Origin of the sequence: Arenimonas malthae CC-JY-1, assembly GCF_000747075.1 — a bacterium.
In the GTDB taxonomy this organism is placed as follows: domain Bacteria; phylum Pseudomonadota; class Gammaproteobacteria; order Xanthomonadales; family Xanthomonadaceae; genus Arenimonas; species Arenimonas malthae.
Genome location: NZ_AVCH01000219.1, coordinates 1 through 11100, shown reverse-complemented (window position 1 = coordinate 11100; position 11100 = coordinate 1). Strand labels below are relative to the sequence as shown.

Annotated in this window: 12 protein-coding genes; 4 read left to right on the top strand and 8 right to left on the bottom strand. The window is 70.7% G+C overall.

Annotated features, from left to right (window positions below; all coding sequences use genetic code 11):
* Both N790_RS14855 and ubiK read right to left on the bottom strand, forming a co-directional pair.
* On the bottom strand, positions 1–450 hold a 450-nt coding region (locus N790_RS14855; protein ID WP_043805491.1), incomplete at its 3' end, for a magnesium chelatase domain-containing protein.
* A gap of 18 nt (positions 451–468) precedes the next feature.
* A complete protein-coding gene (ubiK, locus tag N790_RS14850; RefSeq protein ID WP_043805489.1) occupies positions 469–735 on the bottom strand; it encodes a ubiquinone biosynthesis accessory factor UbiK in 267 nt (88 codons plus the stop codon).
* A gap of 180 nt (positions 736–915) precedes the next feature.
* On the opposite strand from ubiK, the gene N790_RS14845 reads away from it, so the two are divergent.
* The gene (locus N790_RS14845; RefSeq protein WP_043805488.1) at positions 916–2238 is read left to right on the top strand and encodes an ammonium transporter; all 1323 of its coding nucleotides are present in this window, start codon (positions 916–918) and stop codon (positions 2236–2238) included.
* A gap of 20 nt (positions 2239–2258) precedes the next feature.
* Positions 2259–2597 carry a P-II family nitrogen regulator gene (locus N790_RS14840; RefSeq protein WP_043805487.1) on the top strand — a complete coding sequence of 113 codons (339 nt, stop codon included), beginning with the start codon at positions 2259–2261 and terminating at the stop codon, positions 2595–2597.
* Between the two features lie 174 nt (positions 2598–2771).
* Here N790_RS14840 and speE read toward each other — a convergent pair whose 3' ends face one another.
* Positions 2772–3623 carry a polyamine aminopropyltransferase gene (gene speE / locus N790_RS14835; protein WP_043805486.1) on the bottom strand — a complete coding sequence of 284 codons (852 nt, stop codon included), beginning with the start codon at positions 3621–3623 and terminating at the stop codon, positions 2772–2774.
* Positions 3624–3734: 111 nt separating this feature from the next.
* Here speE and speA point away from each other — a divergent pair, with 111 nt between their 5' ends.
* Entirely contained in the window at positions 3735–5624 is a 1890-nt protein-coding gene (gene speA, locus N790_RS14830; protein WP_043805485.1) for a biosynthetic arginine decarboxylase, read from the top strand.
* Positions 5621–6493: an NAD(P)-dependent oxidoreductase gene (locus tag N790_RS14825; RefSeq protein ID WP_043805484.1), complete on the top strand. Its 873-nt coding sequence runs from the start codon at positions 5621–5623 to the stop codon at positions 6491–6493. Before speA ends, N790_RS14825 begins: the two co-directional genes overlap by 4 nt.
* Here N790_RS14825 and N790_RS14820 read toward each other — a convergent pair.
* The 5 genes from N790_RS14820 to radC form a co-directional block, all read right to left on the bottom strand.
* The gene (locus tag N790_RS14820; RefSeq protein ID WP_043805483.1) at positions 6459–6857 is read right to left on the bottom strand and encodes a hypothetical protein; all 399 of its coding nucleotides are present in this window, start codon (positions 6855–6857) and stop codon (positions 6459–6461) included. The genes N790_RS14825 and N790_RS14820 overlap by 35 nt on opposite strands.
* A gap of 30 nt (positions 6858–6887) precedes the next feature.
* Positions 6888–7478 (bottom strand): SPOR domain-containing protein, encoded by a 591-nt coding sequence (locus N790_RS14815; protein ID WP_043805482.1) that lies wholly within the window; start codon positions 7476–7478, stop codon positions 6888–6890.
* Positions 7478–9241, bottom strand: coding sequence for an arginine--tRNA ligase (gene argS, locus N790_RS14810; RefSeq protein ID WP_043805481.1), 1764 nt, complete (start codon positions 9239–9241; stop codon positions 7478–7480). Before argS ends, N790_RS14815 begins: the two co-directional genes overlap by 1 nt.
* Before the next feature lie 207 nt (positions 9242–9448).
* Positions 9449–10486: a hypothetical protein gene (locus N790_RS14805; protein WP_043805480.1), complete on the bottom strand. Its 1038-nt coding sequence runs from the start codon at positions 10484–10486 to the stop codon at positions 9449–9451.
* Positions 10487–10555: 69 nt separating this feature from the next.
* The coding region (radC, locus tag N790_RS14800; protein ID WP_043805478.1) for a RadC family protein at positions 10556–11100 on the bottom strand (545 nt) is incomplete at its 5' end.

Below are 11100 nucleotides of genomic sequence, written 5' to 3'. Positions count from 1 at the left end.
CGAGGCCAGCGCGGCTTCGGCGCCGTTGCCGGCCGGCACCACCAGCGGGCGGCCTTCGCGCGCCGCCGCCAGCGCCGCGGGCAGCACGCCGTCCACGGGCTTGAGTTCGCCGGTGAGCGCCAGTTCGCCCAGCAGCTCCATTTCGCCCAGCGCCGCCACCGGCAGCTGGCCGCTGGCGGCGAGGATGGCCAGCGCGATGGCCAGGTCGTAGCGCCCGCCCTCCTTCGGCAGGTCGGCCGGCGCCAGGTTCACGGTGATGCGCCGCTGCGGGAATTCGAGCTGCGCGTTGGCAATGGCCGAACGCACGCGCTCGCGGCTTTCGCGCACCGCCGCGGCGGGCAGGCCCACCAGCGTGAAGTTGGGCAGGCCACCGCCCAGGTGCACCTCGACCCGGACGGCGGGCGCGTGCACGCCCACCCGGGCGCGGCTGTGCGCCAGCGCCAGGTTCATGGTTTGAAGGCGAAGCGCTTAGTTGGCGCTGCGGTCGGGCACGCCGCCGCGGGCCTCGAGGGCCGCGAGCTGGCGTTCGATGGCGTCGAGCTTTTCGCGCGTGCGCTGCAGCACGGCGCGCTGCACCTCGAATTCCTCGCGCGTGACCAGGTCGAGCCGGGCCAGGCCGGCCTGCAGCGTGGACTTGAAGTTCTGCTCGAGGTCGGCGCGCGCGTCCTTCAGGCCCGGGGGCACGAGCTCGGAGAGCTTGCGGGCGAGGTCGTCGATGTTCTTGAGGTCGATCATGGCGGGGGCTCCGGTGGACGGGACCACGATGCGCCCGCCGGGGCGCGGTGTCCGCAGGCGAACCACTTCAGGGCCGATAAGAATTCCACGCCTACCGCGAGCATTCAATCGGCAATCGCGGGTCAGGGTTCAGCTGCTCTCCCCCCGAGCCCCTTTCCCACGTCCCTGGAGGCCCTGCCCATGGTTCGCGCCTTGCGATTGCTCGTTTCCGGCTCCCTGCTCCTGCCCGCCCTGGTCCGCGCCAGCCCGGCCGCCACGCCGCCTCCCATCGATTCCGGCGACACCGCCTGGATGCTCACTGCCACCGCCCTGGTGCTGTTCATGACCGTGCCGGGGCTGGCCCTGTTCTACGGCGGCATGGTGCGCGCTAAGAACCTGCTGTCGGTGCTGCTGCAGTGTTTCGCGATTACCGGGACCATTTCGGTGGCCTGGGTCGTCTACGGCTACAGCCTGGCCTTCGACGCCACCGGCATGGAGGCCGGCACGCTGAACCTGGCCTCCTTCATCGGCACGCTCGACAACGCCTTCCTGGCCCGGCTGACCAAGGAAAGCGTGATCGCCGAGTTCCCGGAGAGCGTGTTCATCACCTTCCAGATGACCTTCGCTATCATCACGCCGGCGCTGATCGTGGGCGCGTTCGCCGAGCGCATGCGCTTTTCGGCGATGCTGTTGTTCTCGCTGCTGTGGTTCACCTTCGTCTACGCGCCCATAGCGCACATGGTCTGGGCCGGCGCCGGCGGGCTGATGTGGGACTGGGGCGTGCTGGACTTCGCCGGCGGCACCGTGGTGCACATCAATGCCGGCGTGGCCGGCCTGGTGGCGGCGCTGGTGCTGGGCAAGCGCCGGGGCTACCCGAACACGCCCATGCCCCCGCACAACCTGGGCTACACCCTGGTGGGCGCGGGCATGCTGTGGGTGGGCTGGTTCGGCTTCAACGCCGGCTCGGCGGTGGCGGCCGACCAGACTGCCGGCATGGCCATGCTGGTGACCCAGGTGGCCACGGCCGCCGCGGCCCTGGGCTGGATGGCGGCCGAATGGATCACCCACGGCAAGCCCAGCGCGCTGGGCATCGCCTCGGGCGTGGTGGCGGGCCTGGTGGCCATCACCCCGGCGGCGGGCACGGCGGGGCCGGCGGGCGCGATCGCCATCGGCCTCTCGGCCGGCGTGGTGTGCTTCTTCTGCGCCACCACGCTCAAGCGCCGGCTGGGTTACGACGATTCGCTCGACGTGTTCGGCGTGCACGCCGTGGGCGGCATCGTGGGCGCCCTGCTCACGGGCGTGTTCGCGGCCCCGGCGCTGGGCGGCTTCGGCACCGTGCAGGACATCCCGGCCCAGGTCTGGGTGCAGGCCAAGGGGGTGGGCTTCACCATCCTCTACACTACGGTGGTGACCTTCGTCCTGCTGAAGCTGGTCGGCCTGGCCATCCGGCTGCGGGTGGACGAGGAGCAGGAGGCCGAGGGCCTCGACCTGGCCCTGCACAACGAACGTGGCTACAACCTGTGAACCTATCCGGAGACTCGACGATGAAAATGGTCATGGCCATCATCAAGCCCTTCAAGCTCGACGACGTGCGCGAAGCGCTCAGCGAAGTCGGCGTCACCGGCGTCACGGTCACCGAGGTCAAGGGCTTCGGCCGCCAGAAGGGCCACACCGAGCTCTACCGCGGCGCCGAATACGTGGTCGACTTCCTGCCCAAGATCAAGCTCGAGGTGGCGGTGACCACCGAGCAGGCCGACCGCGTGGTCGAAGCGATCCAGTCGGCGGCCAACACCGGCAAGATCGGCGACGGCAAGATCTTCGTCTACGACCTCGAGAAGGTCCTGCGCATCCGCACCGGCGAACTCGACGGCGATGCCTTGTAAAAGCGTGGTTTGAACGCGGATCAGAGCGGATCAGGACGGATAAGAGCGAATAAGAGCGAATGGATGAAATGAAATGGGCCCGCGGCCATGAACTGGCCGCGGGCCCATTTTGTTTGCGCTCTATCTGCCTTTATCCGTTTCGATCCGCTCTGATCCGCGTTCGAAACCAATCTCTCACTCGCCCAGCGACTTCGCCATCATGGGCGGCATGGCCAGGGCGCCCTGGTGGATGTCGGCGGTGTAGTACTGGGTGTCGAAGGGCTTGGCGGCGGCGTCGGCCTTGCGGAAGGCGGTGAGGTCGCGCGCGCCCTTGCTGGCGATCGTGCAGCTCCACCAGCCGGTCGGGTAGCAGGGCTGCGGGAAGGGCAGGGTGCGGAAGCTGGCGAAGCCGGCGTCCTTCATGGCCTGGCGCATGTCCAGGATCAGGTTCATCAGCGCAAGCGGCGATTCGCTCTGCTGCACCAGCAGGCCGCCCGGGCGCAGGGCCTTGAGGCAGTTTTCGTAGAAGGCGCGGTTGAACAGGCCCTCGGCCGGGCCCACCGGGTCGGTGGAGTCGACGATGATCACGTCGATCGATTCCGGCGCGGCGTTCTTCATGTAGGCGATGCCGTCGTCGAACATCACCGTGGCGCGCGGGTCGTCGTTCGACTCGCACAGCTCGGGGAAGTACTTTTCGGCCATGCGGGTGACCTGCTCGTCGATGTCGCACTGCACCGCGGTGCGCACGCCCGGGTGGCGCAGCACTTCGCGCAGGGTGCCGCAGTCGCCACCGCCGATGATCACCACGTCCTTCGGGTCGGCGTGGGTGAACAGCGGCGCGTGCGCCATCATCTCGTGGTAGAAGAAGTTGTCGCGCGTGGTCACCATCATCGCGCCGTCGATGAGCATGACGTTGCCCCAGTCGGTGCTCTCGTACATCTCGATCTTCTGGAACGGCGACTGCACTTCCTCGAGCTTGCGCGCCATGCGCAGGCCGAAGGCCGAGCCGGTGTGTTCGAAATTCTCATGCAGCCAGGTCGTGGTCATCGCCGGGTCCCGGGTTGGTCCAAAGGGGCGCGCATTGTAGCGCCAGCGCATGAACCCCTGCCCCCCGGGGGGTACAATGCGCCCCCGTTCCCCGCTTCCGGACAGCCGCCCATGCCCGCCTGGTCCCTCGACCGCGCCCGCCACACCTACTCCATTCCCTACTGGAGCGAGGGCTATTTCGACGTGGACGCCGGCGGCCGCATGGTGGTGCGCCCGCGCGGCCCGGCCGGCCCCGAACTGGCCCTGCCCGAGGTCGTGGCCCAGGCCACCGGCGCCGGCCTGAAGCTGCCGCTGCTGCTGCGCTTCTCCGACATCCTCGGCGACCGCCTGGGCAAGCTGCAGGCCGCCTTCGGCCGTGCCATGGCCGAGCTCGACTACAAAGGCGGCTACACCGCCGTGTACCCCATCAAGGTGAACCAGCACCGCGGCGTGGCCGGCGAGCTGGCGGCCGCGGGTGGCGACGGCTTCGGGCTCGAGGCCGGCTCCAAGCCCGAACTCATGGCCGTGCTGGGCCTGGCCAAGCCGGGCAGCCTGGTGATCTGCAACGGCTACAAGGACCGCGAGTTCATCCGCCTGGCGCTCATCGGCCGCAAGCTGGGCCTGGAGACCTTCATCGTCATCGAGAAGCCCAGCGAGCTGGCCATGGTGATCGAGGAAGCCAGGGCCCTGGGCGTGAAGCCGGGCCTGGGCGTGCGCATGCGCCTGGCCTCGCTGGGCGCCGGCAAGTGGCAGAACAGCGGCGGCGACAAGGCCAAGTTCGGCCTCTCGCCGCGCCAGGTGCTCGACCTGGTGGCGCGCCTGCAGGCCGCCGGCATGCTCGACGCGCTGCAGCTGCTGCATTTCCACATGGGCAGCCAGATCTCGAACGTGCGCGACATCGCCAACGGCATGCGTGAAGCCGTGCGCTACTTCGTCGAGCTGTCGAAGATGGGCCTCAACATCCGCTTCATGGATTCCGGCGGCGGCCTGGGCGTGGACTACGAAGGCACCCGTTCGCGCGGTTACTGCTCGATCAACTACGGCCTGGACCAGTACGCGCACACCCTGCTGCAGCCGCTGGCGGAAGCCTGCGCAGAGCACGGGCTGGCGCCGCCGCGCATGGTCACCGAGGCGGGCCGCGCCATGACCGCGCACCACGCGGTGATGGTGGTGAACGTTTCCGAAGTGGAGCGCGCGCCGGAAGGCGCGGTGCCGCCGGAAGACGCCGACGAACCGGCCGTCGTGCGCCACCTGCGCGAAACCCACGCCGCGCTGGGCCAGCGCCCGCCGCTAGAGCTCTACCACGAGGCCCAGCACCACCTCGCCGAGGGCCAGGCGCTGTACGCGCTCGGCCAGCTCACGCTGGCGCAGCGCGCGCAGCTCGACGACCTGTTCTACGCCATCGCCAACGACGTGCGCGGCCGCCTCACCGGCGAGGAGCGCAGCCACCGCGATGCGCTCGACGAGCTCAACGAGCGCCTCGTGGACAAGTACTTCGTCAACTTCTCGGTGTTCGAATCGATCCCCGACGTCTGGGCCATCGACCAGGTGTTCCCGATCGTGCCCATCGCCCGCCTGGGCGAGGCGCCGGACCGCCGCGGCGTCATCGCCGACCTCACCTGCGATTCCGACGGCCGCATCGACACCTACGTCGAATCCGAGGCGCTCGACAGCTCGCTGCCGCTGCACTCGCCGCGCGCGGGCGAAAGCTACCGGCTTGGCATCTTCATGGTCGGCGCCTACCAGGAGACCCTGGGCGACATCCACAACCTGTTCGGCGACACCGACACCGCCAACGTGCAGCTCGACGCCGCCGGCAACTGGACGGTGACGCGCCAGCGCAAGGGCGACACCACCGACGTGATGCTCGACTACGTGGGCTACGACCTGGCCGAACTGCGCAGTGCGTACAAGGCCAAGGTGGACGCCGCCGCGCTGCCGCCGGCCGAGGCCGCCAAGCTGCTGGTGGACCTGGAAACCGGCCTGACCGGCTACACCTACCTGCACGAGGAAAACGCATGAAGGCCGGCTTCATCGGACTGGGCGCGATGGGCGCGCCGATGGCGGGCCACCTGGCCGCGCGCGGCCTGCTCGCGGTCATCGACAACCGCACCCGCAACAAGGCCGACGCGCTGGCCGCCACGCTGGGCGTGCGCGCCGCGGCCACCCATGCCGACTTCGCGGGCTGCGACGTGGTGGCGCTGTGCGTTCCCATGGACGCCGACGTGCTCAAGCAGGTCGAGGCGCTGGCGGCGGTGCTCCAGCCCGGCAGCGTGGTCATCGATCATTCCACCGTGTCGGTGGACACGGCGAAGCGCGCGCAGGCGCTGCTGGCGGCGCGCGGTATCGGTTTCGTGGACGCGCCGGTGTCGGGCGGCGTCGAAGGCGCGCGCAACGGCAAGCTGTCGGTCATGGCCGGCGGCAGCGAGGCCGACCTGGCCAAGGTCCGCCCGGTGCTGGAAGCCTACGCCGCGCGTATCACCCACATGGGCGGTACCGGCGCCGGCCAGGCCACCAAGGCCGTGAACCAGGTGCTGGTGGCCGGCATCAACGAGGCCGTGTGCGAAGGCCTGGCCCTGGGCGAGAAGCTGGGCCTGGACCCGGAAAAGCTGCTGCCCACACTGATGGCCGGCGCGGCCGGCAACTGGTTCCTGGAAAAGCGCGGCGCCACGCTGCTGCGCAACGAGTTCGTGCCGGGCTTCAAGTGCGGCCACCTGCTCAAGGACCTGCATATCGTGCAGGGCATGGCGCGCGCGGCCGGCATCCGCGCGCCGGTGGTGGACCAGGCGCTGGCCGATTATTCCGAACTGGTGCTGCGGGGTGAATCCGACGCCGATACGTCGGCGCTGATCCTGCTCAAGCGGCAGGGCGGGGCGCCCGATCCCGGCTGAGCCACTCCAGCGCCTGCGCGTGGTCGAAGAACAGGCGCAGGAAGTGGATGCCCAGGTTCCCGCACTGGATGGCGTAGAACTCGAAGTCGGCGCGGGCCGGGGAATCGGGCTCGATCACGATGGCGATGCGCAGGTCGGGCCCGAAGCCGGCGTCCTCGCCGCGCTTGGGCATGTCGAAGATCTCTGCCGCGCCCAGCGCCAGCCGGGTGAGCCGATGGTCGATGAGGAAGCGCGGGCAGCGGTGCGCGTGGCCCGCGACCACGGCGTCGCGGGTGAGCTCGCGCAGCATGGCGCGGTCGTGCAGGCCCTGCGCGGTGACCTGCACCACGCCGGCCTCGCCCAGGTATTCGACGTTCCAGGCCATGCGGCGTTCGCGCCTCCTGCCTTCGAACCTTTACTGCGCCCGGATCGCCATGGCCTGGATGCCGTGGCTGTCGAGAGCCTGCTTGGCGGCGGCCAGGCTGCCCGCGTTCGGGTAGGGCCCCAGCCGCACGCGGTGGATGGTACCGCCTTCGATCTCGGCCGACTCGACCCGCGCCACTTCGCCGGTCAGGGCGATGCGGGCCTTGAGCGCCTCGGCGTCGGCGGCCGAACGGAAGGCGCCGGCCTGCAGCAGGTAGCGCACGCCGTCGGCGGTTTCCGCCGGCGGGGTGGCGTCGGCCGCGGCGGCGGCTTCGGCCTGGGCCTGGGCGGTGAGCTCGGCGTCCGGGATCAGCACTTCCTTGTCGCGCAGCACGTCGTAGAACTCGTACTTGGGCTTGGCGCGCGGTTCCGGCGCGTCCTGGGCCACCGGTTCGTCGGCGACCACCGGCGCCTGCGCCTCGGGGTCGGGGCGCGGCAGCAGCTTGTCCACGTCGCCGCCGTTGCCCAGGTACCAGGCGCCGGCCGCCACCACGCCAATGAGCAAACCGACCAGCAGCAGCACCCAGCCGGGCGTGCCGCTGCCACCGTTGCGCTTGGCCTGCTTCTTCGGACGGCGTGCCATTACATGGACTCCGGGGAAGACACGCCCAGCAGGGCCAGGCCATTGGCCAGTACCTGGCGCGTGGCCTTGGCCAGGCCGAGGCGGGCGCTGCGCAGCTCCTCGTCGGCGACGAGGATGGGCTGGGCGTTGTAGAAGCCATGGAACGCGGCCGCGAGTTCACGCAGGTAGTTCGCCAGCACTTGCGGGGCGCGGTTGTCGGCGGCGGCCTCGACCACCTCCGGGTAGCGCATCAGCTCGTCGAGCAGCGCGTCCTCGTGCGGCTCCACCAGGCGGTGGCGCGCGGCTTCGGCGGCGCTGCGGTTGTAGCTCATCTGCTTCTCGGCAAGCTGGCGGAACAGCGAGCACACGCGGGCGTGGGCGTACTGGATGTAGTACACCGGGTTCTCGTTCGAGCGGCTCTTGGCCAGGTCGAGGTCGAAATCGAGGTGCTGGTCGTTGCCGCGCATCACGTAGAAGAAGCGTGCCGCGTCGGTGCCCACTTCCTCGCGCAGCTCGCGCAGGGTGACGAAGCTGCCGGCGCGGGTGGACATCTGCACGCGCTCGCCGCCGCGGAACAGGATGGCGAACTGCACCAGCTGGATCTCGATGCGCGACGGGTCCAGGCCCAGGCCCTGCGCCGCGGCCTTGAGGCGGGCGATGTAGCCGTGGTGGTCGGCGCCGAAGATGTAGATGGCGCGCTCGAAGCCGCGCTCGAACTTGCTCAGCAGGTAGCCGAGGTCGGAGGCGAAGTAGGTGGTGACGCCGTTCTCGCGGCGCACCACGCGGTCCTTGTCGTCGCCGAAGCTGGTGGCGCGGAACCACAGCGCGCCTTCGAGTTCGTACAGGTGGCCGTTGGCTTCGAGCGTGCGGATGGCGCGCTCGACGTAGCCGTCGGTCATGAGCGAACGCTCGGAGAAGAAGTTGTCGTGCACCACGCCGAAGCCGGCCAGGTCGTCGCGGATGTCGCCCAGGCACCAGGCCAGGCCGGCATCGAACACGCTGCGGTAGCCGGCCTCGCCGAGCAGCTGCTTGGCGCGGGCGATCAGCGCGTCGACATGCGCTTCCTTGTCGCCGCCCTGGCCTTCGTCGGCGGGCAGGCCGTCGGTGATCTCGATGGCGGTGCGGCGCAGCGAATCACCGGCCTTGGCGCGCAGGCCGCGGGCGATGTCCACCACGTATTCGCCCTTGTAGCCGTTGTCCGGGAAGCGCACGTTGACGCCGCCGAGCTCGTGGTAACGCAGCCACACCGACACGGCCAGGATGTCCATCTGCCGGCCGGCGTCGTTGACGTAGTACTCGCGCTGCACCTTGTGGCCGACCGCGTCGAGCAGGTTGGCCACCGAGGCGCCGTAGGCCGCGCCGCGGCCGTGGCCCACGTGCAGCGGCCCGTTCGGGTTGGCCGAGACGAATTCCACCGTCACCGCCTCGCGGCTGCCCTGCGGCACGCGGCCATAGTCGTTGCCCAGCTCGAACACGCGGCGGATGGTGCCCAGGCGGCAGCCGCGCGCCAGCGTGAAGTTGATGAAGCCGGGGCCGGCGATGCTCACCTTCTCCACGTGCTGGGAGGCGGGCAGCGAATCGACCAGCAGCTCGGCCAGTTCGCGCGGCTTCAGGCCGGCCGGCTTGGCCAGCAGCAGGGCCACGTTGCTGGCGTAATCGCCATGCTCGCGCGACTTGGTGCGCTCGACCACGAAGGCGGGGGTGGGCACGTCCTGGCCCAGGCGGCCATGCCGCCTCAGGTCGAGCAGGGCCTGCGCCACGAGTTCGCGAAGGTGGTCTTTCACGGGTCGGTTTCCACGGGGATGAACCGGGCATTGTATCGCGGCCGGGGCCGGGCGCTGTCACCGGGCTGTCACTGGTCCCGCCGAAAATGCCCGCAGCACGCCAGACATCGTGCTCTCTCCCCCTCTTTCGGACAGGCGCTCGCGCCGGGTGCCGGGGCAAGGGCCGCCCCCATGGCGGCCTTTTTTTTGCCCGTTTCCCGCCGGGGCTCAGCCGGCCTCGGCCGCGCAAAGGGCCGAAAAGACGTCCAGCACCGCCTGGCCACTGGCCGGCGGTTCGTGCTCGAAGCGCGCCAGCAGCTGCTGCGATACCCGCCGCACGCCGGGCCCGTTGGCCAGTTTGGTGGGCCCGAACACCCGCTCGCCTTCGCGCGAACTGAAGCGGTGCAGGTCGAAGAAGTACAGCTGCTGGCCCCGGCTGAGGAAGCCCAGGCAGGTGGGGCCGCTGCCGGCCCGGTCCAGGGCACGGCCGGCACGCCGCTCGCGCTCCCGGCACAGGCGCAGGGCGCTGTCGGCCAGCAGGTCGAAGGATTCGCCGACGTTGGCGGTGTCGAGGTCGGCGGCCAGCCGGCCCAGGCGCTCGCCGCGGCGCACGTCGGGGTCGGCGGCCCAGTCCGGGCGTTCGCCGTCCAGCCACAGGCCCAGGCCGCGGGCCAGGGAGCCGCCGGCGGCGGTGGCCAGGTCCTCGCCGTCGGTGTGCGGCAGCGGCCGGGCGTCGAAGGTGCTGCCGGCGATCATCAGCTCCATCGCCACGAAGGTGGCGCGGTCGCGGCCCGGGTCGAAGCCGCAGGCGGCGAGGATGCGGAAGGTCTCGGCGATGCTGGCGGCCTCGTTGCCGCCGACCGGGCCAGGCACGTCGAAGGTTTCGCGCTGGCGCAGGTCGTGGCAGGCGGCGAACAGCAGCAGGGCCAGCCAGTCGCCGGGCGGCAGGGCGGCATGCCCCAGCGTGTCCATCACGCGGCCGAGGCGGCGTTCGGCCAGCTCCAGCACGTGGTCTTCGTTGTGGTAGGCGTGCGGGTCGTCGCCGAAGCCGCCGTGGCGCAGCCCCAGCCGGCACAGGCCGAGCAGCGCGGCCTCGAGGTGGCGGGCGGTGTCGGCCGGGTCGGCGGCGGCGCGGGCGGCCATGGTTTCGAGCCGGCCCGGGATGTCCGGGCGGCGCTGCGCCAGCAGTTCGCGCGCGGCGGCCGGGCCGGGCAGGGCCTGCTCGATGGCGTCGGCCGGATAGAGGTTGGAATACCCGAGGATCACGCCGTCTCCTGGCTGCGGCGCCCAAGCGCTGCCCGAGTATACGTACGCCGGCGGCGGGTCCAGCCAGTGTCACAGGGCCCCCAGGCGGGCCAGGGAGCAGGCCGGCCCCTCGCCGACGATGAAGTGGTCGAGCAGGCGCACCTCGACCAGGGCCAGGGCCTGCTTCAGGCGCGCGGTGACGGCGCGGTCGGCGACGCTGGGCTCGGTGCAGCCGCTGGGATGGTTGTGGCCCAGGATGACCGCCGCGGCGTGGTGCGCCAGGCAGCGCTGCACCACTTCGCGCGGGTGCACTTCGGCGCCGTCGAGGGTGCCGCGGAACAGCTCCTCGAAGGCGATCACCCGGTGCCGCGTGTCCAGGAAAAGGCAGGCGAAGACTTCGTAGGGCAGGGCGCGCAGACGGCGGGTGAGGTACTCGCCGGCCAGGCCTGGGTCGGTCAGCGCCTCGCCGCGGGCCAGGGCCTGGGCCAAGTGCCGGCTGCCGAGTTCCAGCGCCGCCACCAGCCGGCAGCCGCGCACCGGGCCCAGGCCGGGGAGGGAGGCCAGCGCGGGCGCCGGCCGGTCGAGCAGGCCACGCAGCCCGCCGGCTTCCGCCAGCAGCCGGCGGCCCAGCTCCA

What these genes read in the sequence shown, in the direction of transcription:
- ubiK (WP_043805489.1), bottom strand. Translation starts at nt 735, where the DNA reads ATGATCGACCTCAAGAACATCGACGACCTCGCCCGCAAGCTCTCCGAG.
- N790_RS14845 (WP_043805488.1), top strand. Translation starts at nt 916, where the DNA reads ATGGTTCGCGCCTTGCGATTGCTCGTTTCCGGCTCCCTGCTCCTGCCC.
- N790_RS14840 (WP_043805487.1), top strand. Translation starts at nt 2,259, where the DNA reads ATGAAAATGGTCATGGCCATCATCAAGCCCTTCAAGCTCGACGACGTG.
- speE (WP_043805486.1), bottom strand. Translation starts at nt 3,623, where the DNA reads ATGACCACGACCTGGCTGCATGAGAATTTCGAACACACCGGCTCGGCC.
- speA (WP_043805485.1), top strand. Translation starts at nt 3,735, where the DNA reads ATGCCCGCCTGGTCCCTCGACCGCGCCCGCCACACCTACTCCATTCCC.
- N790_RS14825 (WP_043805484.1), top strand. Translation starts at nt 5,621, where the DNA reads ATGAAGGCCGGCTTCATCGGACTGGGCGCGATGGGCGCGCCGATGGCG.
- N790_RS14820 (WP_043805483.1), bottom strand. Translation starts at nt 6,857, where the DNA reads ATGGCCTGGAACGTCGAATACCTGGGCGAGGCCGGCGTGGTGCAGGTC.
- N790_RS14815 (WP_043805482.1), bottom strand. Translation starts at nt 7,478, where the DNA reads ATGGCACGCCGTCCGAAGAAGCAGGCCAAGCGCAACGGTGGCAGCGGC.